This is a genomic window from Corynebacterium sp. (assembly GCF_052107835.1).
Lineage (GTDB): Bacteria > Actinomycetota > Actinomycetes > Mycobacteriales > Mycobacteriaceae > Corynebacterium.
On record NZ_JBQEDF010000056.1, the window covers coordinates 1 to 22,043 of the forward strand.

The 22,043-nt window shown below is 67.5% G+C and carries 21 protein-coding genes and 1 pseudogene; 17 read left to right on the plus strand and 5 right to left on the minus strand.

What is annotated here, in order from left to right:
• The 3 genes and pseudogenes from ACTIL2_RS12540 to ACTIL2_RS12550 form a co-directional block, all read left to right on the plus strand.
• Positions 1–189 (plus strand): annotated as a pseudogene (locus tag ACTIL2_RS12540) (class II fructose-bisphosphate aldolase); the annotation flags it as partial.
• Complete coding sequence (locus tag ACTIL2_RS12545; protein ID WP_442337803.1) at positions 189–635, plus strand: DUF3151 domain-containing protein; 447 nt, start codon at positions 189–191, stop codon at positions 633–635. The pseudogene ACTIL2_RS12540 and the gene ACTIL2_RS12545, both read left to right, overlap by 1 nt.
• Positions 632–1,630: an endonuclease/exonuclease/phosphatase family protein gene (locus ACTIL2_RS12550; RefSeq protein ID WP_442337804.1), complete on the plus strand. Its 999-nt coding sequence runs from the start codon at positions 632–634 to the stop codon at positions 1,628–1,630. The genes ACTIL2_RS12545 and ACTIL2_RS12550 overlap by 4 nt, the downstream gene beginning before the upstream one ends.
• A 91-nt stretch (positions 1,631–1,721) precedes the next feature.
• Here ACTIL2_RS12550 and ACTIL2_RS12555 read toward each other — a convergent pair whose 3' ends face one another.
• Complete coding sequence (locus tag ACTIL2_RS12555; RefSeq protein ID WP_442337805.1) at positions 1,722–2,492, minus strand: DUF1345 domain-containing protein; 771 nt, start codon at positions 2,490–2,492, stop codon at positions 1,722–1,724.
• Positions 2,493–2,640: 148 nt separating this feature from the next.
• Here ACTIL2_RS12555 and nirB point away from each other — a divergent pair, with 148 nt between their 5' ends.
• The 6 genes from nirB to ACTIL2_RS12585 are packed head-to-tail and all read left to right on the plus strand — an operon-like array spanning position 2,641 to position 8,872.
• Positions 2,641–5,172, plus strand: a complete 2,532-nt coding sequence (gene nirB, locus ACTIL2_RS12560) for a nitrite reductase large subunit NirB (protein ID WP_442337806.1) — start codon at positions 2,641–2,643, stop codon at positions 5,170–5,172.
• A gap of 11 nt (positions 5,173–5,183) precedes the next feature.
• Positions 5,184–5,579: a nitrite reductase small subunit NirD gene (nirD, locus tag ACTIL2_RS12565; RefSeq protein WP_442337807.1), complete on the plus strand. Its 396-nt coding sequence runs from the start codon at positions 5,184–5,186 to the stop codon at positions 5,577–5,579.
• Between the two features lie 38 nt (positions 5,580–5,617).
• Positions 5,618–6,547, plus strand: coding sequence for a formate/nitrite transporter family protein (locus ACTIL2_RS12570; protein WP_442337808.1), 930 nt, complete (start codon positions 5,618–5,620; stop codon positions 6,545–6,547).
• A 27-nt stretch (positions 6,548–6,574) separates the two neighbouring features.
• Positions 6,575–7,024, plus strand: a complete 450-nt coding sequence (gene cynS, locus ACTIL2_RS12575) for a cyanase (protein WP_442337809.1) — start codon at positions 6,575–6,577, stop codon at positions 7,022–7,024.
• Positions 7,025–7,061: 37 nt separating this feature from the next.
• Positions 7,062–8,369 (plus strand): FUSC family protein, encoded by a 1,308-nt coding sequence (locus tag ACTIL2_RS12580; protein ID WP_442337810.1) that lies wholly within the window; start codon positions 7,062–7,064, stop codon positions 8,367–8,369.
• A gap of 23 nt (positions 8,370–8,392) precedes the next feature.
• Positions 8,393–8,872: a GNAT family N-acetyltransferase gene (locus ACTIL2_RS12585; RefSeq protein WP_442337811.1), complete on the plus strand. Its 480-nt coding sequence runs from the start codon at positions 8,393–8,395 to the stop codon at positions 8,870–8,872.
• Between the two features lie 120 nt (positions 8,873–8,992).
• Here ACTIL2_RS12585 and ACTIL2_RS12590 read toward each other — a convergent pair whose 3' ends face one another.
• Entirely contained in the window at positions 8,993–10,552 is a 1,560-nt protein-coding gene (locus ACTIL2_RS12590) for an MFS transporter (protein ID WP_442337812.1), read from the minus strand.
• A 272-nt stretch (positions 10,553–10,824) separates the two neighbouring features.
• On the opposite strand from ACTIL2_RS12590, the gene ACTIL2_RS12595 reads away from it, so the two are divergent.
• Together ACTIL2_RS12595 and ACTIL2_RS12600 are read left to right on the plus strand one after the other, a co-directional pair.
• A complete protein-coding gene (locus tag ACTIL2_RS12595) occupies positions 10,825–12,147 on the plus strand; it encodes a carboxylesterase family protein (protein ID WP_442337813.1) in 1,323 nt (440 codons plus the stop codon).
• A gap of 2 nt (positions 12,148–12,149) precedes the next feature.
• On the plus strand, positions 12,150–12,965 hold the full coding sequence (locus ACTIL2_RS12600; RefSeq protein ID WP_442337823.1) for an MOSC domain-containing protein: 816 nt from the start codon (positions 12,150–12,152) through the stop codon (positions 12,963–12,965).
• A gap of 167 nt (positions 12,966–13,132) precedes the next feature.
• Here ACTIL2_RS12600 and ACTIL2_RS12605 read toward each other — a convergent pair whose 3' ends face one another.
• The gene (locus ACTIL2_RS12605; protein WP_442337814.1) at positions 13,133–14,029 is read right to left on the minus strand and encodes a hypothetical protein; all 897 of its coding nucleotides are present in this window, start codon (positions 14,027–14,029) and stop codon (positions 13,133–13,135) included.
• Positions 14,030–14,113: 84 nt separating this feature from the next.
• On the opposite strand from ACTIL2_RS12605, the gene ACTIL2_RS12610 reads away from it, so the two are divergent.
• The 5 genes from ACTIL2_RS12610 (at position 14,114) to ACTIL2_RS12630 (ending at position 18,404) form a co-directional block, all read left to right on the plus strand.
• Positions 14,114–15,400, plus strand: a complete 1,287-nt coding sequence (locus tag ACTIL2_RS12610; RefSeq protein WP_442337815.1) for an adenylosuccinate synthase — start codon at positions 14,114–14,116, stop codon at positions 15,398–15,400.
• Complete coding sequence (locus tag ACTIL2_RS12615; RefSeq protein ID WP_442337816.1) at positions 15,384–15,782, plus strand: MGMT family protein; 399 nt, start codon at positions 15,384–15,386, stop codon at positions 15,780–15,782. The genes ACTIL2_RS12610 and ACTIL2_RS12615 overlap by 17 nt, the downstream gene beginning before the upstream one ends.
• Positions 15,783–15,849: 67 nt before the next feature.
• The gene (locus ACTIL2_RS12620; RefSeq protein ID WP_442337817.1) at positions 15,850–16,665 is read left to right on the plus strand and encodes a hypothetical protein; all 816 of its coding nucleotides are present in this window, start codon (positions 15,850–15,852) and stop codon (positions 16,663–16,665) included.
• A 24-nt stretch (positions 16,666–16,689) separates the two neighbouring features.
• Positions 16,690–17,433, plus strand: a complete 744-nt coding sequence (locus ACTIL2_RS12625; RefSeq protein ID WP_442337818.1) for a hypothetical protein — start codon at positions 16,690–16,692, stop codon at positions 17,431–17,433.
• Positions 17,430–18,404, plus strand: a complete 975-nt coding sequence (locus ACTIL2_RS12630) for a nucleoside hydrolase (protein WP_442337819.1) — start codon at positions 17,430–17,432, stop codon at positions 18,402–18,404. Before ACTIL2_RS12625 ends, ACTIL2_RS12630 begins: the two co-directional genes overlap by 4 nt.
• 1 nt (position 18,405) lies before the next feature.
• On the opposite strand, the gene ACTIL2_RS12635 is transcribed toward ACTIL2_RS12630, so the two are convergent.
• The gene (locus ACTIL2_RS12635; protein WP_442337820.1) at positions 18,406–18,918 is read right to left on the minus strand and encodes a hypothetical protein; all 513 of its coding nucleotides are present in this window, start codon (positions 18,916–18,918) and stop codon (positions 18,406–18,408) included.
• A gap of 206 nt (positions 18,919–19,124) precedes the next feature.
• Between ACTIL2_RS12635 and ACTIL2_RS12640 the strand changes: the two genes are divergently transcribed.
• Positions 19,125–20,741: an AMP-binding protein gene (locus ACTIL2_RS12640; RefSeq protein ID WP_442337821.1), complete on the plus strand. Its 1,617-nt coding sequence runs from the start codon at positions 19,125–19,127 to the stop codon at positions 20,739–20,741.
• A 516-nt stretch (positions 20,742–21,257) separates the two neighbouring features.
• Here the strand turns inward: ACTIL2_RS12640 and ACTIL2_RS12645 are convergent.
• A partial coding sequence (locus ACTIL2_RS12645) for a serine hydrolase (protein ID WP_442337822.1) occupies positions 21,258–22,043 on the minus strand: 786 nt, incomplete at its 5' end.

Genomic DNA, 22,043 nt, shown 5'->3' on the forward strand with positions numbered 1-22,043 from the left:
TTCACCCGCCCGATCGCCGGCCACATGCTCGCCAACTACGACGGCGTGCTGAAGATCGACGGCGAGGTCGGCAACAAGAAGGTCTACGACCCGCGCTCCTACCTGAAGAAGGCGGAGGCCGCGATGACCGAGCGTGTCATCGAGGCCTGCACCGACCTGCACTCCACCGGCACCACGGTGTCCAAGTAATGGCGGAGCAGATTCGTAAGGGACGCGACCTCTTCGGCGCGGAGCATCCGGAGGTCCGGCTGCCGTCGTCGCTGGCGACCGCGGCGACCGGCTCGGAATCGCTGGAGGAGCTGGAGTCGCTGGCGGTGGCGAACCCGAAGGACTCTGGGGTGTGGGCCGCGCTGGCGTCGTACCACCTGGCTCAGGGCAGCGAACCGTCCGAGAAGATCACCGCCTACGCCTGTGCCCGTACCGGCTACCACCGGGGGTTGGACGCGCTGCGCGGCAACGGGTGGCGCGGGACGGGCCCGGTGCCGTGGTCGCATGAGCCGAACCGCGGGGTACTGCGGGCGATCATGATGCTCGCGGTGGTGGCGAAGGCCATCGGTGAGGAGGACGAGTACATCCGTTGCCTGAACCTGGTCAACGACTGCGACCCGGCTGCCGCCGACAACATCGAGACGTGACCCGGTCCAGCGCCCTGAGGGCATGGGTCAACGGCTCCGTGGTCCTGCTCCTGGTGGGGTTCCTGGCATGGGCCTCGACCCCGCTGTGGCGGCTGACGGACAATCTCCCCGAGTGGCTCGCCTGGATCATCCCGGCCGCCCAGGCCACGTTCTTCCTGGGTGTTGCCGGGATTCTCGTGTGCGCGGCCCTTCTGGCGTGGCGCTGGCGGGGGACGTCCCGGCGGCCGTTGCTGGCGAGCCGCAGCTGGTGGTTGTCGATGCTCTCCGTGCTGTGTGGGCTGGCGCTGGTTGTGCCCGCCATCTTCACCGGGGTTTCCCAGCCCGAGATCGCGCCCCGGGCACCGGTGCCGTCGTTGCGGGTGATGTTCCTGAACACCTACTTCAACCAGGCGGAGGACGCGGCGATCGTTGACGCGGTCGGGGAACTGCGTCCGGACGTGCTGATTCTCGCGGAGACCTCGGAGGATGAGGTCGCGGCGGTGGAGGAGGGGACAGGGCTGCAGGCATCCGTACCTGTCCTGCAGCGCACGCCGGGGGCGGCGACGGTGGTCCTGACCAGGGGCGGGGTGAACGACGCGGACGAGGACGCCGGCCTCACCCGCCACCAGATGCCGGTGACCAGCCTGGCGGAACCGGCTGCGGCTGTCGCCGGTATCCACACCGATGCTCCGGTGCACAGTGACCTCGTTGGTGGGTGGGTCAGTGAGATGGCTGACCTGCGTGACTGGGTGCCGGACGCGCATCCGGACACACCGCTGGTGATGGCGGGCGACTTCAACTCGTCTGCCACGCACCCGGAGTTCCGCGACCTGGTCGGTGACAATGACCTGAAGAAATGCGAGGGCAACGTCCTCGGCCCGCCAACGTGGCCGGCGAGGTTCCCCGTGGCCCGGCTGGACCACATCCTCGTCCGCGGTGGGTCCTGCGGTGACGGCGGGACGGTCCGCGTGGACGGCTCGGACCACCGTGCGGTGTGGGCGGATGTCACTTTCTGAACCTGGCGCGCCGGGCGGGATCCATCACGGAATCCGGTCCCGGCTGCCAGCCGGTGCGGAATTCGGAGATGGATTCCTCCCCACGTGGACGTCACCCGGTGATGCTGCTGAACAGCAGTGACACCATCATGGCAACGATCACGGTGTTGAAGATGAAGGCCAGCAGGACGTTCGTCCGCAGGCGGCGCCACGCTTTCCGGGAGGTTGTTTCCGCGGGGAGTCCCACACCCATGGTCGAGACCATGATGGCGAAGGTCAGGTAGTCGGTGAACTGCGGCTCGTCGGTGAAGCTGAATTGCAGGTGCGGTGTCTCGTCGTCGTCCTGCAGGACGTTGAGCCGCATGTACTCGATGGCGTAGGCGTACGCCATGATCGCCCACGAACAGGCGACGGTCACCATGGTCAGGACGAAGACCAGGATATCGTCGCGAGCCCCCGGGGTAAGGGCGATGACGATCGTGAAGAAGACCGCGAACAGTGCAGCGATCGTGGTCAGGTTAGACGGCTTGGTGTCGCCGAGCAGCCATCTGAGCAATCGGCGCAGCCTCCCGTCGCCGATGCCGGTGTCCCGCTCCGCCGCCAACCGGAGCTCCTGTGCAGTCAGCGAGGAGTAGGCACGGTGGGTCCACCAGAGGTAGAGCAGTGTGTAGATGGTCCAGAACGACAGTAGGGCGAGAATGGCCCTGGCAGACAGGAAGGAATCGTCCGGAAGCGTGAAATCGTGGAGCCGCCGGAGTGCGATCACCACCACCACGGTGAGTCCCAGGGACACCACCACCGACACGTTGGCACGGAACGCGTCACTCCGGATACGCCGGGGAGGAGGAGGGGAGGGGTCGTCGACAGGCGAGGGTTCTGTCATGGCACCACAGTGTAGGCCGACGGTCAGTGCTCCGTCTGTTTCCATCCTGTGTCACGGACCTCACACAGTGCACCCGGCCATGAACCAACCGTAAAACAGTGCTCTCAACAGTACCGTCCGCGGTTTGTGCCACTTAGCGTCACAAGGCATGAGCGCAGACACCAACAACATCGTCATCGTCGGGTTCGGCATGGTCGGTCACCGCACCGTCACCGAGATCCTCGACCGCGACCCCGCCGCCGGCATCACCGTCATCTCCGGCGAGAGCTGCCACGCCTACGACCGAGTGGCGCTGTCCAGCTACGTCTCCACCTGGGACCGGACCCTGCTGGAACTCGCCGAACTCCCCGACCGGGTCCACGTCCACCACGGCACGGTGACCGGCATCGACCGGGACAACCACACCGTCACCTGCGACGACGGAACCTCCATCGACTACGGCCACCTTGTCCTGGCCACCGGCTCCTACGCTTTCGTCCCGCCGGTGCCCGGCCACGACCTCGACGGCTGCATGGTCTACCGCACCATCGACGACCTCGACCGCATCCGCGGGATCGTCGAGTCCGCCCGCGCCGCAGGACGCGAACCCCGCGGCGCGGTCATCGGTGGCGGACTACTCGGCCTGGAGGCCGCCAATGCCCTGAAGCTCCTGGGTGCGGAGGCCCACATCATCGAACGGTCCCCGCGCCTGATGCCGATCCAGGTCGACCCGGACGGTGGCGTCCTGCTCGCCGACAAGGTCCGTGACCTGGGGGTGAGCGTGCATGTCGACACGGTCACCAACGAGATCCGCTATACGGATGAGTCCGCCCCCCTGGAGATGGAGCTGGCGGCGGAGGACGGGACGAGCGTCCTGCCCGTCGACATCGTCATCTTCTCCACCGGGGTGCGTCCCCACGACAGCCTCGCCGACTCCGCCGGACCCGACCCGCTGGACAAGGCCCCCCGCGGCGGCATCCTCGTCGACCGGCAGTGCCGCACCAGTGACCCGGACATCAGCGCGGTCGGGGAGTGCGCCGCGGTGGACGGGGTCTGCTACGGCCTGGTGGCTCCGGGGTACACCACCGCCGAGATCGTCGCCGACCGGGTCACCGGGGCAGAGGCGGCGTCCTTCGAGGACCCCGACATGTCCACGAAGCTCAAGCTGATGGGCGTGGACGTGGCGAGCTTCGGCGACGCCCACGGCACCACCGACGGTGCGCGTCCCCTCACGGTCAACGACCCCTTCAGCGGCACCTACGGCAAGATCGTCATGGACTCCTCCGGCAAGACCCTGCTCGGCGGCGTGCTCGTCGGTGACGCCAGCGCCTACGCCATGCTGCGCCCCATGGTCGGCTCGGAACTGCCGAACCCGATGTCCTTCCTCGCTCCTGCCGGTGAGGACGGTGCGTCCGGTGTCGGCGTGGGTGCCCTGCCCGACGATGCCCAGATCTGCTCCTGCAATGCGGTCTCCAAGCGCGACATCCGTGACGCCATCGGCGACGGCGCCTGCTCGGTGCCGGACCTGAAGACCTGCACCCGGGCGGGAACCAGCTGCGGATCCTGCGTGGGGTTGCTGAAGCAGATCCTGGACGCCGAGGGTATCGAGCAGTCCACGGCCCTGTGCGAGCACTTCCGGCAGTCGCGTGCGGAACTCTTCGAGTGCGCCGCGGCGTCCGGCATCCGCGACTTCCCGAAGTTCATCAGGCGTTTCGGGACAGGACGCGGCTGCGAGATCTGCAAGCCCACGATGGCCTCCATCTTCGCCACGCTCAACACCGGGCACCATGTCCTTGATGACGGCCACGCCGCCCTGCAGGACTCCAATGACCGTTTCCTGGCGAACATCCAGCGCAACGGCTCCTACTCCGTGGTGCCGCGCATGCCCGCCGGGCAGGTCACGGCGGAGCAGCTGATCATCTGCGGCGAGATCGCCCGCGACTTCGACCTGTACGTCAAGGTCACCGGTGCCCAGCGCATCGACATGTTCGGGGCACGGGTCGAGCAGCTCCCCGCGATCTGGCGACGGCTGGTGGACGCGGGCATGGAGTCCGGGCAGGCGTACGGCAAGTCCCTGCGCGCGGTGAAGAGTTGTGTGGGCACCGACTGGTGCCGCTACGGCCAGCAGGACTCCGTGAAGATGGCCGTTGACCTGGAACTGCGCTACCGCGGACTGCGCAGCCCGCACAAGCTGAAGATGGGCGTCTCCGGCTGCGCCCGCGAGTGCGCGGAGGCCCGCAGCAAGGACGTCGGCGTGATCGCCACCGAGCACGGCTGGAACCTGTACGTCGGGGGCAACGGCGGGGCGACCCCGCGCCACGCCGAACTGCTCGCCGGGGACCTCGACGAGGAGACCCTGATCCGCTACATCGACCGCTACCTCGGCTTCTACGTCCGCACCGCCGACCGGCTGCAGCGCACCGCGGCGTGGATGGGGGAGATCGAGGGCGGCCTCGACCATATCCGTGAGGTCGTCTGCGACGACTCCCTCGGCATCGCCGCTGACCTCGAGACCTTCATCGCCCGGCACGTCGACGACTACACCGACGAGTGGAAGGCCGTCCTGGACGACCCGGAGAAACTGCGCCGCTTCGTCTCCTTCGTCAACGCCCCGGAATCCCCCGACCCGACCATCCAGTTCCAGAAGCAGGAGGGACGCAAGGTCCCGCTGCCGCTTCCCGGCCTGCGCGCCACCGTGTGAGGAGAAGAACCATGACCGTCACCGTCCACACCCAGTACACCAACACCACCACTGCCGTCTGTCTGCTCGACGACCTCGAGGAGAACCTCGGGGCGGCTGTCCTACTCCCAGACGGGACCCAGATCGCCCTGTTCCGGGTGGAGACGGCGGCAGGTCCCGCCGTCCACGCCGTCTCCAACATCGACCCGTACATGGGGGCGGCGGTGATCAGCCGCGGCATCGTCGGTGAGCACGAGGGCGAGCCGACCGTCGCCTCCCCGTTGCTGAAGCAACGTTTCCGCCTGTCCGACGGGGCGTCCCTGGAGGATCCCTCCCACACCCTGCCCACCTACGCCGTCGACCTTGTCGACGGCGGTGCCGGGCAGGACGACGACGCCGAACAGCGCCGCGTCCTCGTCCACCACTGAGCCACGTCCGCCCCGACCAGTCCCTCCCGGAGGAACCCATGTCCTATGTCCAACCGGACGACGTCGCCACGGCGATGGTCGATGCCGGACAGAAGAAACCCGCCATGAGCACCCGGGACACACTGATCCGGGCGATCATGGCCGGAGCCATCCTCGCCCTCGCCGCCGCCCTCGCGACCACGGTCACCGTGCAGACCGGTGAAGCGTTACTCGGTGCCGTCATCTTCCCCGTCGGATTCATCCTGCTGTACATGATGGGCTTCGACCTGGTCACCGGGGTGTTCACGCTGGTGCCCCTGGCCTGGCTGGACAAGCGCCCCGGTGTCACGTGGCGCAGCCTGCTGCGGAACTGGGGGCTGGTGTTCCTCGGCAACATGGTCGGCGCCGTCCTCGTGGCTGTCCTGATGTCGGTGATCACCACCTACGGCTTCTCCACACCACCGGACGCCATCGGCGAACGGCTCGGCGAGATCGGGCACGACCGTACCGCCGGATACGCCGAGCACGGTGCCGCCGGCATGCTGACCCTGTTCCTCCGTGCGGTGATGTGCAACTGGATGGTGTCTACCGGCGTCGTCGCCTCGATGATGTCGCGCAGCGTGGGCGGCAAGGTCGTGCTGATGTGGATGCCGATCATGCTGTTCTTCTACATGGGTTTCGAGCATTCGGTGGTCAACATGTTCCTGTTCCCGGCAGGGCTGATGCTCGGTGGCGCCTTCTCGCTGGGCGAGTACCTGGTGTGGAACGAGATCCCCACGCTGCTGGGTAATGTGGTTGGTGGCCTGCTGTTCGTCGGCCTGCCGATGTACTACACCTACGTCCGGAAATCGCGGGGGAGGAACGGTGCCGCCGCCACCGGCATCGGGGGAGCGGGCGCACCGGTGGCCCCGGACGTTGCACCGCATGCGGCGCCGGAGCACCGGGTCGCCGCCCCCGCACCGACCCGTAACCCCACACCGCCCGAGTAGCACGCGGGACAGGAAGGACTTCTACCAATGAGCCCCATCATGACCAGGGCGGACGCCGCCCGTGAGATCGACAGTGCACGTATCCGCGCAGGACAGACCTGGGCGGGAATCGCCGAGCACCTGGGAACACCGCTGGTGTGGACGACGGCCGCGCTTCTGGGCCAGCACCCCATGACACCGGAGCAGGCCGGTGCGGCCTGCGATCTGCTGGGGGTGGACGCCTCGGTCGCCGAATCGCTGACCACCCAACCCAACCGGGGAACGGATCCGGAGACCATGAGGGACCCGACGATCTACCGGTTCAGCGAGGCCCTCAGCGTGTACGGTCCCGCGCTGAAGGCGCTGATCCACGAGGAGTTCGGCGACGGGATCATGAGCGCGATCAATTTCACCGTGGATATCGACCGGCGCCCCGACCCGGACGGCGACCGGGTGGTCGTCACCTTCGACGGGAAGTTCCTCGACTACCGGTGGTGACCCACCGTTCGTGACCGGACGTGCCAGAATGGACGCCATGACCGACAGGCAGGACGGGACGGAAGGCGCGGACGGGAACGGAGAGGGCAGCAACAGTACCGGGCAGCCCGAGTACGCCGCCCGCGCGAAGCACGCCCGCGAACGCCAGCGGTCCCGTGCCCGTGACGGGGTGAAGGCAGCGGCGGAGTCGCTGCGCCGTCTCGCCGTCGTCGAACGCATCACCAGGACCCGGGGGACGGGTGTCTTCGCCGTGCAGTGCGCGATTGCCGCCGGTCTGGCGTGGTTCATCGCCCATGACCTTATCGGCCACACCCAACCCTTCTTCGCCCCGATCGCCGCGGTGATCAGCCTGGGGGTCGGCGGCGGCAAGCGGATGCGACGTGGCTTCGAGCTGCTCATCGGCGCGACCGTGGGCATCGGCATCGGAGACCTGGTCATCTCGCAGATCGGTGGTGGTGCGTGGCAGATCACCGTGGTGGTGCTGGTCGCCATGCTGTTGGCCGTCTTCGTGGACAAGGGGCCGCTGGTGCCGAACCAGGCGGCGAGCTCCGCGGTCCTCGTCGCCACTCTCATTCCACCGGGTGACCAGGCCGGGTGGGAACGCATGGTGGACTGCATGGTCGGTGGACTCATCGGCCTGATCGTGGTGGCGGTGATCCCGAACAACCCGCTGCGTGAGGCCCGGCGCGAGGTGTCCAGCCTGATCAGCAATGCGGCTCTGGTGCTGGACGATGTCGCCCAGGGCATCGAGGACCGCGACGGCACCCTGATCGGCGAGGCCCTGGAGACCGCGCGCGGGACGCAGGCCAGCGTGAACAACCTGCTGTCGGCGGTGGGCGGCGGCGACGAGGTGATGAACCTGTCGCCGATCTACTGGAACGCACGCCGGTACTCGAAGTCGATGAACCGGATCCTGGTGCCGGTGGACAACGTGATGCGCAATTCGCGCGTCCTGGCGCGCCGGGCGGAGATCATGGTGGAGGACGGCCTGTACCCCGACCAGCGGATGCCGACGCTGATCCGTGAGTTGTCGGACGCGCTGGGTCACCTCGGCACGGTGTACAACGCCGGTGGCACCCGGGCCACACGTGAGGAGCTCGTGGAGATCCCGGAGATCACCCGACGCCTGCAGGTCCTTGCGGGACGTTCCGGGCTGGAGGTCGCGTCCGGTTCAGGGCTGTCCGGTACGGTGGTGCTGGCCCAGTGCCGCTCGATCATCGTGGATGCGCTGCAGGTCTGCGGGATGTCCCGGGAGTCGGCGATGTCGGTGCTGCGTCCCACGGTGGAGGATCCGCAGTTCCCCCCGGAGGTGTGGGGCGACGGGGACGACGGACGCGACACCTAGCGCGAGTCCGATACAGTATTGGCATGGCAACAAGCGCTCTCACCGACATCACCGTCAAGCGTTGGGACGACCTCGACACCACCGAGGTCTACGCTATCGCCCGTCTTCGCTCCGAGGTTTTCCTGCGCGAACAGCGCGTGGATGACGTGGAGCTGGACTGGCGTGACCTCGAGGCGAGCACGGTCCACGTGTTCATCCGCGACGGACGGGACGTGGTCGCGTACCTCAGGACGCTGTCCTCCCCGGCGCTGCGCAACGTCCCGGGTGTGGACGTGGTGCGCCGGGTGCTGGGGCGGGTGGCCGTTGACCGGAATTACCGTGGGCGGGGGCTGGCGGGCCGGTTGGTCGGACGTGCGGTGGAACTGCACTCCGATGAGCCGATCGTGCTGCACGCGCAGACCTACATCACCTCCATGTACGAGGCCCACGGGTTCGTCACGTACGGCGGGGAGTACTACGAGGGTGGGATCCCGCACGTGTCGATGGTGCGACCGGGGGCCTGACTACGGGATCAGTCCCGTGCGATGAGACGTGCGAGTGCGTCCCTGGCACGCAATCGCTGCAGTGAGCCTGGTGATTGTCGGCTGGGCCCGCGGCCGGTTGGGCGGCACGTCCTACCCGGTCTACCGGTGGTGATCATCGTCCGGCATCCGGACGCCCCGGAGTCCGCGTGCCACGAGGAGGGTTGTGGCCACGCCGACGGCAAGGGTGGCGGTCAGTCCCATGGCCGTCCCCTGTGACAGGGCATCATCGATGAGGGACAGGAGTTGGTTTCCTTCGTCCTGCCCGAGCTGTTCCGCGACGGCGACCGCGGCACCGGGACTGTCGGTGGCGCTGCCCACGTCGGACTCCGCAAGGGATTCCGGGGCGCCGTCGGTGACCATCCGGCCGAACACCGCCATGGAGACGGAGCCGACCACCATGATCCCCAGAGTAGCCCCGAGGCTGCCGCTGATGTCCTGGACGGAGGCCACCGGTCCGGCGTGGCGTTTCTCCACCGAGGTGATCATCAGTTGGGCACCCACGACCATCGGAGGACTCATACCCAGCGCGGTGACGGTCATTCCCGCTGCGATCAGTGCCGTGGACGGAGCGACCGTGAGACCGGCGAGCACGAGTACCGACCCGGAGACTGCGACACCTGATCCGATGGCCATCACGGATGCGGGGGAGAAGCGGTTGATCAGTGCCGGTGCTGCGGCGGTGGACAGTGCCGCCGATACTCCGGGAAGTGCCAGGATCAGCCCGAGCGTGCCGGGGTTGATGCCGGCGACGATCTGGAGGTACTGGACGATGACGAAGTCGTTCGAGACGAAGGCGATCGTGGCGAGGATGAAGAACACGACGGTCACCCGCATGGTCCGGCTGGAGAAGAGGTCCAGATCCAGCAGGGGATTCGGGATTCGCCGTTGCCGGTGGAGGAAAACCGCGCCGAGGACGATTCCGGTGGCGACCGCTACGGCGTACGTCACGGCGAAGCCGCTGTCCGCCAGTTCCTGCAGGCCGAAGACCAGCAAGGTCACGGCCGACACCGACAGTACAACACTGGTGACGTCGATCCGGTCCGTGGTGCGTTCGCCGGTGTCGGCGAACAGTCGGAGTCCGAGAACGAGTGCCACGGCCGCGACAGGGACGTTGACCAGGAAGACCGCGCCCCACCAGAAGTGGTCCAACAGCAGTCCGGTCATCGGTGGTCCCAGTGCCGTCCCCACGGTGAACGCACCCATCAGCACGGCGAACCCCACCGCGTGGTGGCGCGAGTCGGTGAACAGGGCGCGGAGCATGGCGAATGATGCTGGTGAAGCGGCTGCGGTTGCCAGGCCGATCAGGACACGGGCAGCCAGGAACATTTCCGCGGTGGGCGCGACGGCGGCCATGGTTGAGGCGATTGCGTAGACGAGGAGTGACAGCAGCAGGAGTCGGCGTGGGCCGGTGCGTCCTGTCACCCACCCCATGGTGATCAGGGTGCCGGCGGCGACGAGTTCCCCGGTGTGGACCATCCACAGCATCTGGGTGGTTGTCGGCTGCAGGTCAGCGCCGACGTCGGGGATCGCGAGGAAGATCGCGGTGAAGTCGGTGGCCATCATGAACAGCGGGACGGCCATGAGTCCCAGGGCGGTCCATTGCCGCCACGTGGGGGAGGTTGTCGTTGCGGATTGTGGGGTGGTGGTTTCGGTGGTCATGTTTCTCCCCTCCTGACCAGCGTGTTCTGTCGCCGTTGGATCTGCCGGACGGCGTTCTTGTCCGTTGTGCGGGGGCGGTGTGAGTCGGACATTGGATTGTCTCCTTGGGGGCCTTCTCGGGTTTAAACGTTACGGTACATAGTGTAACGATACTGAGGGTGAGCGGCAAGGCCGCACGGACCGTGGCGCACACAGTGATCAGAACAGGGGTGGGCTTGCGTGGAGTAGCGTGGCTACCGTGACCGGGCCAGGACCGTAGGTGAGGATCGAGCATGGCAGAACCATCGGGCAGCGACCTTCGGACGTCAGGGGCGCCTGGCTTCTCCCCGCCGTGCGGCGACGTGTCCGGGTGGGTCGACGGGGATGTCGTCCGTGCGAGTGGGATCCCGTACGCGAGTGCCGGGCGCTTCGCCCCTCCGCGCCCCGCCGGGAAGTGGGAGGGGACCTACGCGGCCACGGAGTGGTCGCCCCAGTGTCCGCAATTACCCAGTGACACCCTCGAGACGCTGCTGGGGTACCGGTCGGACGCACGGCGGACGGACGAGAACTGCCAGTACCTCTCCGTGACCATGCCGAACACTGCGACTCCCGGGGACCAGCTGCCGGTGATGGTGTGGTTCCACGGCGGATCCTATGTCTCCGGTTCCGGCGACATGCCGATCATGGATCCGGCCGCACTCGTCGCGGAACAGCACGTGATCGTTGTGACGGTGACCTACCGGCTGGGACTGTTCGGCTTCCTCGGCGGCTCCGGACGGCCGCCGAATCTGGGTCTGCTCGACCAGATGGAGGCGCTTCGGTGGGTGCAGCGGAACATCGGTGCTTTCGGTGGGGACCCCGCGCAGGTGACTGTGTTCGGTCAGTCGGCGGGCGGCGATGCCGTGGCCAAACTGATGGCGACGGCCGACGCGTCCTCACTCTTCACCAGGGCCATCATCCAGAGTGCCCCGTTCGGGATCGACCGGGGACGCGGTTCCATGAACGAGGCGATGTACAAGGTCGCATCCACCGTCGACGAGGACTCCACCGTGGACGAGGTCCTCGGGATCCAGGACGACGTCAGCGACGCGGGCGCCGGTTTCGGGATGCGTAGCGGGATGCCCTTCGGTGCCCAGTACGGGTGGGACCCTCTCCCCGCGAAGGACGAGGCTGAACAGGCATGGGACGAGGCTGCCCCGGCGATCGACATCCTCATCGGACACACCTCCGGCGAGGCGGAGATGTTCCTTCCCAGGAAATTGGGACGTGTTCTCTCACGGCCCCTGGTGAAGCTGCTCACCTACGTGATCTACGGCCGGGGGAGCCGCCGTTTCGCCCGCCGGCACGTCCGCGCTGGAGGGCGCGCGCACCACTACGTCATCAGCTGGTCAGCACCCGGCAGCGCCTGGGGGCCGGTCCACACGATCGACCTACCTCTGTTGTTCGGCGACGACGGGGCGTGGAAGGATGCGGATCTCATTTCGGGGTCGACCTGGGCGGAGGTCGAGCCACGTGCCAGGGAAGTCCGGGCGATCTGGGGCAGCTTCGCGCGCGGTGAGACCCTGAAGGACCGGCTGACGATAGACTCGCTCATCGACTACTGGAGGGTCCGGTGACCATGGCGTCCGTGGCGAACCTGTACCGCTACCCGGTCAAGGGCTTCACGCCCGAACCGCGTGAGGAACTGGTGATCCAGGACAACGGGCGGGTCCAGGGGGACCGCGTGCTCGCCTTCCGCTTCGCCGACGCAGCCACGCCAGAGCAGCAGGACGGGTTGGACTACTGGCCGAAATCGAAGGGACTGGCCCTGATGGACTTCCCGTCGCTGGCCCGTCTCACGGTGTCCCTGGACGACGGCGTCCTGCGGTTCACCGAAGGCGGCACCCTCATCGTCGAAGCCGGCCTCGACCCGGCAGGACGCCGCGAACTCAGCGACCGGATCGCCGACTGGGTCCTCGCGGGACCCGACGCAAAACGCCTGCAACGTCCCGGCCGACTGCCCCTGGAACTGGTCGGCGACGGGGACACCTCCCGCTTCCAGGACCGTCCCCGGGGATTCGTGTCACTGCACGGGACCGGGTCAGTGGACGCCGTGGCTCAGGCTGTGCACGTCCGGCAGAACGTCACAGTCCCGGTCGACAGCCGACGGTTCCGCTCGAACATCGTCGTCGATGGCCTGCCGGCATGGGAGGAACTCGGGTGGGTTGACGCCTCCGATCCTTCCGTGCAGGTCGGCGACATCGACTTCACCGTCCGGAAACCCATCGTGCGCTGCATGGCGATCACCGCCAACCCCGGTACCGGTGAGCGCGACGCGAACCTGCTCAAGATCCTGACCAGGGAATTCGACCAGGCGGAACCCACCCTCGGCGTCCTGCTCCTTCCGACCGGCGCCGGCGGAACGATCAGACGCGGCGACCCCGTAGGTCGATAGCCCGGACCACTGCCTGCCCGGAGGTCCGAGAGCCGCAACCGGCAGCACCGCACCGGTTTCGGTATTTCTACTTAAGAGGAAATGGCTAAAGCGGTGCGGAGTTGCCGATGGGGGCCTCTCCTCGCTCCGGTTCCCCTCCGGTAGGGCAGCGCCCTCGCCAACCAGACCTACCGTCGGACGAACTGCCCGTCACGCAGGTGCCGGTAGAAGGTCACCGACTTCACCGTCCGCGGGTGCACCACCCCGTCGCGCACCACCGTCAGGTCGATACCCCCGGCCTGCAGTGCACGGCCCGTCAGCACAGCGGACGGATCGACCTCCCCGACCTCCAGGTTCCTGCGGAACAACCGCCGGCGTAGTGGCGCCGAGCACGCGGCATCCCACACCGACGGGGTGAGCAGCCGCGTGGCCGCCAGACCCGGCACGTCCACCGTCGGCACCAGACGTACCCCGAACGCCCCCGGTTTGCCGGACCACTGGCGGGAGGACTCGTTCATGAACAGTGTCTCCGAGTCCACGATCACCTCACCGACCAGCTCGGACCCCGCACGGAAGAGCTCGGCAGAGCCGAGGGTGACGATGCCCGCATCGTCCCGCACGATGCTGGTGGGACGCAGCGGAGCAGTCAATGCGAAGTTCAGCGCCGCCACACTCGGGAGGTCATCCGCCGGGCCGGTCTCCAGCTGCCAGTTCTGCGCCACAACGGACGATTCACCCGCACCGACCACCGGCACGAACCCCACCCCGATCCACATCGCGTCGATGCGCATCAGCCGGGTGACCACGGCGGCCAGCGCCGCGTCCGACCCCACCACGACAATACGCACCGGACGGTCGGGGCGCTGCGGCGCGAACTGCGGTGCCCCCTGGTGCGGCACGTCCGGCGCGGCGGCGATCTCGTCGAGGGAGGGGGTGTCGTCCACCGGCAGGTGGGCCGCGGCCAGATCATCCAGCAGCCGCAGGTCACGGCGTCCGGGAACGTCCGGCAGCGAGACCGCGTCGGCCACCAGGGATCCGACGAGGCCGGCAGCGCGGGTGCCGCAGGCGAGCACAACGGTCGTCATAAGGTCCAAGAGTACGTCACCCGCTAGACTGTTCATTTGGTCAGCACTCCCAACCAGTGTGAAACGGAAAGCGACGGACGAAAAATGACAGCAATCATCGTGGTCGGTGCGCAGTGGGGCGACGAAGGAAAGGGCAAGGCCACTGACATCCTCGGTGGCCGGGTCGACTACGTCGTCAAGCCCAACGGCGGCAACAACGCCGGCCACACGGTGGTCGTCGGCGGAGAGAAGTACGAGCTCAAGCTCCTGCCCGCCGGTGTGCTCAGCGAGAACGCCGTCCCCGTCATCGGCAACGGCTGTGTGGTCAACCTCGAGGCGTTGTTCGAGGAGATTGACGGCCTGGAGGCCCGGGGCGCCAACGCGTCGCGGCTGAAGGTCAGTGCGAACGCGCAGCTCGTCGCCCCGTACCACCAGGTGCTGGACAAGGTGTCCGAGCGGTTCCTGGGCAAGCGTGCGATCGGCACGACCGGACGCGGCATCGGACCGTCCTACGCGGACAAGGTCTCACGCGTCGGCATCCGCGCACAGGACCTGCTGGACGAGTCGATCCTGCGGCAGAAGGTCGAGGGGGCGCTGAACCAGAAGAACCAGATGCTGGTGAAGCTGTACAACCGCAAGGCCATCGACGCCGACGAGATCGTGGACTACTTCCTCAGCTACGCCGAGCGCCTCACCCCGATGCTCATCGACGCCGAGCTGGAGCTCAACCAGGCGCTCGACGAGGGCAAGTCCGTGCTCATGGAGGGCGGCCAGGCCACCATGCTCGACGTCGACCACGGCACCTACCCCTTCGTTACCTCATCCAACCCGACCGCCGGAGGGGCGTGCGTGGGGTCGGGGATCGGTCCGACGAAGATCACCAGTTCCCTGGGCATCATCAAGGCCTACACCACCCGCGTCGGTGCCGGCCCGTTCCCCACCGAGCTCTTCGACAAGTGGGGTGAGTACCTGCAGACCACCGGCGGCGAGGTCGGGGTGAACACCGGGCGCACCCGCCGCTGCGGCTGGTACGACTCGGTCATCGCCCGCTACGCCTCGCGGGTCAACGGCTTCACCGACCTGTTCGTGACCAAGCTGGACGTGCTGACCGGCATCGGCGAGATCCCGATCTGCGTGGCCTACGACGTGGACGGCGTGCGCCACGACGAGATGCCGATGAGCCAGACCGATGTGCACCATGCCGTGCCGGTCTACGAGACCATGCCGGCGTGGGACGAGGACATCTCCGGGTGCCGCACCTTCGAGGATCTTCCGGCGAAGGCGCAGGACTACCTGAACCGCCTGGAGGAGCTGTCCGGCTGCCGGATCTCGTACGTGGGCGTGGGCCCGGGTCGTGACGAGACCATCGTGATGCATGACGTGCTCGCCTGATTCACTGCCTGAGAAGGTGCGCACCGTCCTCGAGGTGATCGGGGACGGTGAGGTCACCGGCTACGGGGAGATCGCCCGCGCGGTGGGCCTGCCGCGGGGTGCCCGTGCGGTGGCGCGGGTGATGGCGTCCGGCGGCTTCGGCTGGGACCTCGCCGCACCGGTGATCCCCGTGGGCAGGACGCGGGGACTCGCGGGGCACCGGCGCTTCATCGTCCCGGAGATGGGGGAGGGGGCGAACTCCCGCTCGGCGGGGTTGGAGCGTCGGGCGGTCCCGTTCACCCGGGACGGGGAGGATCTGCTGGTCCCCACCCGACTGTGCCTCGACGCCGGTGAGCTGGCCGGGCGTCTCGATAGTGGGGGTGGCTCTGAACTGCATGAATGAGGGCCCAGCCACGCAGTAGCGGGGGTGGGCCACGACTGTGCGCCCGGTCACCATACAATCGGGAGCCATGAGACTCGGTTTCCTCTTCTTTCTGCCGGACGTCGGTGGTGCCTACCGGCCCGACGACGATCTCGTCGCGCTCGCGCAGAGGATCCACGAGGGACTTGGCGACGACATGAGTGCGACCACGGACCCCGCGTCCTTCTACGAGACCCCGGGCGACCCGCACCCGGGCCGTCCCGCGCCGCGGGCCGTCAGTGAACTGTCCAACTGGGTCAACGACCATTGCGACCTGGGGGCGGCCGGGCCCGGCGAGCCCTCCGACGGACGGTTCCTGGGGGTCTCCGAGTTCCCGGTGGCACCGGAGAAGGACGTCCTGCATTTCGGCGTCCCGTACTCCCTGGCGGATGAGACCGGGGTGTACCTGCAGCAGAAGGCCGGTGACCTGGGGCTGTGCATGATCGACGACATGGAGCAGCTCTGGGTCAATTCCACGGGCACCGACCGGGGCCTGAGGATGCGGTCCTCGGTGGGGACGGTCACCACCCACGTCGACGCGGTGAGCGTCCGCTCCGCGCTGGAGGACGACACCGACCGGCGCGAACGCTCCGACGACGGCATCCCCTACGTGGTCATTGAGACGGGTCTGCCGGACGGGTCCTCCCCGCTGGGCGACTCCCCGCTGGGGAACGTGCGGTTCGTGCAGGCTGCGCTGCTCGGCAATGGCTGGGTCGTGGAGTACCGGACGAAGCGCTCGCACTTCCGCAGGCACGCCGACAGCCTGGACGGAGTCGTCGCCGACCTCGCCGGGTTCGCCGACGGGGACGTGGGCTTCCTGACCCGGGACTGGGCGGACGTCACCGCGGAAACCGTGCAGCGCTGAACAGGCGGCAGGTAACCTGGCGCCATGAGCTTCGGTTACCTGTTCTTCCTCCCCACCGAGTTGGGTGAGACCTACCTCGGTGACCACGAGGTTCTGCGCAGGGTCGCGGACCTCCAGGGGGCGCTGGGTGATCCATCGGGCCCCACGCCGGAACCGTTGACCACGGTGGCGGAGTGGATCAACCGCCATTCCGACCAGGGGGCCGATGATCCCGACAATCCACCGGAGGACCGCTTCCTCAGGCTGGTCGACGGTGTCGCCGAGCCGGAGGGCCACCGGCTCTACGTGGCGTCGCCGTACCCGGCAGTCGAGCAGACGACCCCGTTGCTGCAGTACGCGGCGATGGAGTCGGGTCTCTGCCTCGTCGATGACGCCGGGAGTGTCCTGGTCAACGCCACCGGCGGAGCGACAGCGTGCAAGATGAAGGACTCGCGGGACACCATCACCCTGCATGTCGACCGCGACAGCGTCCGTGGCGTCCTGAACGCCGATGTCGCCGCCCACGGGAAGGACGGCGGGTTCCCCTTCGTGGTGATCGAACCGCTGTCCGAGGCCGCGTCGCCGGTGGACGGAGTGGGCTTCGTGCAGATTGGTGGCCTGCCGGACGGCTGGGTCGTGGAGTACCGGTCCGGCAGCACCATGTACAGCCTGGATGAGCCGGTGGAGTCCGTGGAGGACGCGGTCCGCTACGTCGGTGAGTTCCTCGGGGGCCACGGTACGGTGTTCCTCGGGCACACCTGGGCAACGATGGACATCGACGTCGAGTGACCGTCCCGTCCAACGTCGTCACCGTCGTCGCGGACGTCGACACCGGCATCGATGACGCCCTCGCCCTGGTCTGGTTGGCCGGGCTCCAGCGCGCGGGACGCGTCGGTCTGCACGTCACCACTTCCGCCGGGAACACCACCGCCGCGCTGGCGGCCCGGAACTCCGCCGAGGTGCTGCGGGTCGCCGGTGCGCCGGAGGTGCCGGTGACGGCCGGGGCGTCCGGGCCGCGCGCCCTGCCCCTGACGACGACCCCGGAGACCCACGGCCCGGAGGGGCTCGGTTACTGGCGCCCGGACACATCCGCCGCACACGTCGCACCGTCCACCGCGGCGGACGCGGTGGCGGCCTGGAAGCGCGCCGGGGCGTCCCGCATCCTGGTCGCCGGTCCTGCCACGAACCTCGCGTATGCCGTGGAGCACGAGCCCGACCTGCTGCGCAACACGCAGGTGGTGATCATGGGCGGGGCGTTCCTGTACCCCGGAAACACCACCCCGACCGCGGAGTGGAACACCTGGGTCGACCCGCACGCCCTGGCGTACGCACTGGAGAACTGGCCGTCCGGCGCACCGCTGCCCACGATCTGCCCCCTGAACGTGACCGAGCGGGTCGTCCTGACCCCGGAGCGGTTGGCGGGGTGGACGGAGGCGGAGTCAGAACTCTCCGGTCTGCTCCGTGACGCCCTGCGGTTCTACTTCGAGTTCCACGAGTCGGTGGGGGTCGGCTACTGCGCGCAGATCCATGACCTGGCGGCGGCGATGGTTCTCCTGGATGCGGTGCCCGTGACCTTGCGGGACGCGACGGTCCGGGTGGAGGCTGAATCCCGGTTGCTGCGGGGGACGACGGTGGCGGACTGGGTGGAGGCCGGTGGCGGCGACGGGCTGGGTGCGTACTGGACGCGTCCGGCGAACGCACGGATCCTCACCGGACTGGATCCCGGGGAGGTTCTCGCGCGGTTCGGCGACGTCCTGTGAGCTACATGTACCAGGAGATCACCAGGTCGCCGAAGAACCCGAAGAGTATGCCCCAGGCGACGATGGCGATGCCCTGCCAGATGTACACGCTCCGCTTCCCGGCGCCCAGGGCGACCAGTGTCGGCCCGGTGATCTGGCTCGCCAGGATGATCGGCCCCAGCAGGGACACCCCCGGCACACCGAGGCGTTCGAAGTACGTGCCGATCTTCTGACGGCGTGTGGACACCTGCTGGACGCCGCCGTCTGCGCCGCGGCCGTTGGTGACGGCGCTGCGGGCCCTGCTCGTCGCGGCGATCAGCAGGAAGGTGCACAGCAGGTTGCCGGCGATGGCGGTGGCGACGACCAGGACGGTCGGTTCAATGCCGAGGGCGACCCCGAGGAAACTGCCGAGGTAGGACTCGACGAACGGGACGGCCCCGGCGACGAAGAGGATGACGAACTGCTGCCAGGTGTCAACATCGGCGGCGAGTTCGGAGAGTCGGGTGAAGAAGTCTGAGACGAAGTCGAAGTTCATGGTTCCTACCCTGCCGGGGACACATCCTCACTGGTAGAGCCGATTGTCAGTGGTTGGTGTGCGGTATTCACCCCCACCGGACTGACAGATGTCACAGGTACTTCGCCGGAACCCGGGGCGAAGATGTAGTGAACGCACTATTGTCGTTTCTGAACCGAATTCAGTGACCCCGGTCACGCTGCGCAACCAACCGTAGGAGCCCAGACATGCCCGTGCAGAGCCCCCGTGCCCCCATCGAGATCCCCGACGTCAGTGTCTACGATCAGGTGTTCGGCAGCCTGACCCCGGAGGACGCGGGGCGGACCGCCCTCACCGACTCCGCCACCGGGACAACGGTGACCTACGGGGAACTCCGCCAGCAGATCGACCTGTTCGCGGGTGCACTGGCGAACCGCGGCATCGGGGTCGGGGACGTGGTCGCCCTCCACTGCCCGAACACCCACGCCTTCGCCGTCGCCTTCCACGGGATTATGCGTTCCGGTGCGACTGTGACCACCGTCGGCTCACTGGGCACCGCGGAGGACGTTGCGAAGCAGGTCGCGAACTCCGGTGCGTCACTGCTGTTCACTGTGAGCCTGCTGGGCGAGAACGGGGTCGACGGTGCGCGCAAGGCAGGTCTGTCGGACGACCGGATCATCGATCTCGTGGACCCCGCGACCGGACTGGCGTCGCTGCTGAAGGAGGGGAGCCCGGCGCCGGAGGTCAGCTTCGACCCCGCGACCCACGTCGCCGTCCTGCCGTTCTCGTCGGGGACCACCGGCGTTCCGAAGGGTGTGGAACTCAGCCACCGGAACCTCGTGTCGAATATCCTCCAGACCTCGCCGCACATGCTGGAGAACGGTCAGACCCGCGACTCGGTGGTCATGGCGGTGCTCCCGTTCTTCCACATCTACGGGATGAATACGGTGCTGAACTCCACGCTGATGAACCGGTGCCACCTGGTCACCATGCCGTCCTTCGACCTCACGGGATTCCTGGAGCTCCATCAGGAGCACAACATCGACTTCACCTTCGTCGCGCCGCCGATCGCGGTGGTGCTGGGCAAGCACCCGCTGGTGGACGAGTACAACCTGTCCAGCCTGTCCACGGTGTTCTCCGGTGCGGCGGCACTGGACAAGGCGCTGGCGGCGACCGTACAGGAGCGACTCGATGTCGCGGTCGTCCAGGGCTACGGGATGACGGAGTCGTCCCCGGTGACGCACGCCGGGGAGCGGGGGAGGACGCCACTGGACTCCATCGGACTCCCGGTGGCGAACACCGAATGCAAGGTCGTGGACCTGCAGGACCCGGATTTCGGGGAGATCCTGCCCCCGGGCAACGAGGGGGAGCGGTCGGATTCCGGCGAGCTGTGGATCCACGGACCGCAGGTGATGCTCGGCTACCTCAACAACGAGGAAGCCACGGAGGTCACGCTGACCCACGAGGGTTGGCTGCGCACCGGTGACATCGTCGAGTACGACCACGAGGGCAACGTGTACGTGGTCGACCGGGCGAAGGAGCTGATCAAGTACAAGGGCTACCAGGTGGCGCCGGCGGAGCTGGAGGCACTGCTGATGACCCACGAGTCCATTGCGGATGCTGCGGTGGTGGGGTTCCACCGGGAGGAGGACGGCGAGGAGATCCCGCGTGCCTTCGTGGTCGCCCAGGCCGGTGCGGACGGCTCGGCGGTGACGGTTGACCGCGAGGCGTTGATGGAGTGGGTCGCCGAGCAGGTCGCACCGTACAAGAAGATCCGGATGGTGGAGGTCATCGACGAGATCCCGAAGTCCGGCACCGGCAAGATCCTGCGCAAGAACCTGCGGGACGTGCCGGTCTCGGCGTAGGTCCGCCGGAAGCGCCCGGAAGCTCCGATTTTCACACCCGCCGCAATTTCCACATCGTGAGACCTGCAGGTCAGGACGCTACGACGTCCGGCGGAATCTTCGCGGCGGTGTGATTTTCCTGCTTGTGCTTGGTCACTGGACGGCTACTGCGTGGCAACTCACCCGTCTGCGGTGTGTGGATCCGCGGTGATGATGTTCCTCACCTGGGACAGGTCCGGCAACCGTGGACCCGGGGCGCTACCCGGGTGCGCCGGAGACAATCGCTGTTCACTTCGGCGCTGGTGGGGACGCGTTCGAAGCGGGGTCGACGTCGACACTGCTGTGGTTGTCCCTGCTGATGGTCGTCGTGATCGGCGGCTGTCACTGGCTTTCCCACTTCCCCCGGCTTGTCAACCACCCGTTCATGATCCAACTCGTCGGATACAACGAGTGGAGGAGGGCACAGGTTGGACGAATTACAGCGGGTGACGCAACGGAAGGCATAGATCGGGCACGGTGCAGGATGGGGAACGTGGTTCATGCGACCTCATTGAGGGACAGTGCAATGGGGACGGGATCCACCCGCATGGTTCCGTCGATGACGGACACTGCCGCGCCCCGGCGATTCCGTCGGTCGAGGACAATGACTGAGCCGAACCCGCCAGCGTAGCCGTTGTGCCAGATCAGCCCGTCGTCCTGGATGAACCATCCGGCTCCAATGCTGTTTCCCGGCCCGATGAAAGACTCGGCGTCAACGAGGCTGCGAGGTGTGAAGGCGTCCGTCCACCCGGGCAGTGGATGATTGAGCAGAGCGTCGAGAAGGATCGCCAGGTCCGCGGCGGATGCCCGGATTCCACCGGCCGGGGCGTAACCCGCACCGGTCCAGGGTTCTTGGGTTCTGTTGAAAATGCTCAACCCTGGTGCGTCATGCGGCCCATCGGGCATTCCCGGCTCGGGGACGTACAGGGTAGGGCACTGCAAAGGGGCGCCCAGATAGCGTGCGATGAGGTCGGGGTAGGTGGCCCCCGCCGCCGCTGCGAGGGCATGCCCCAGGGCAGCGCCACCCAGGTTGGAGTACTCGAAAACGTCTGGCTTGACGGGGGCTTTCCGAAGTTGCTGGATCAGAGAAGCCAGACCTTCCGGCTGAGGGTCGCGACCGCGGATGAGTCGCCAGTTTGTCCCGAGTATCGTGCCGCGTCCGCCGCCGATGGTGGGCAGTCCTGAGGTGTGGGTGAGCAGTGAGTCCAGTGTGATACGTCCCGCCGGGGTGGTTGCGTCCTCTAGCGTGGTGTATCTGTAACTGCCGGTGGCCACCCCTGTCCA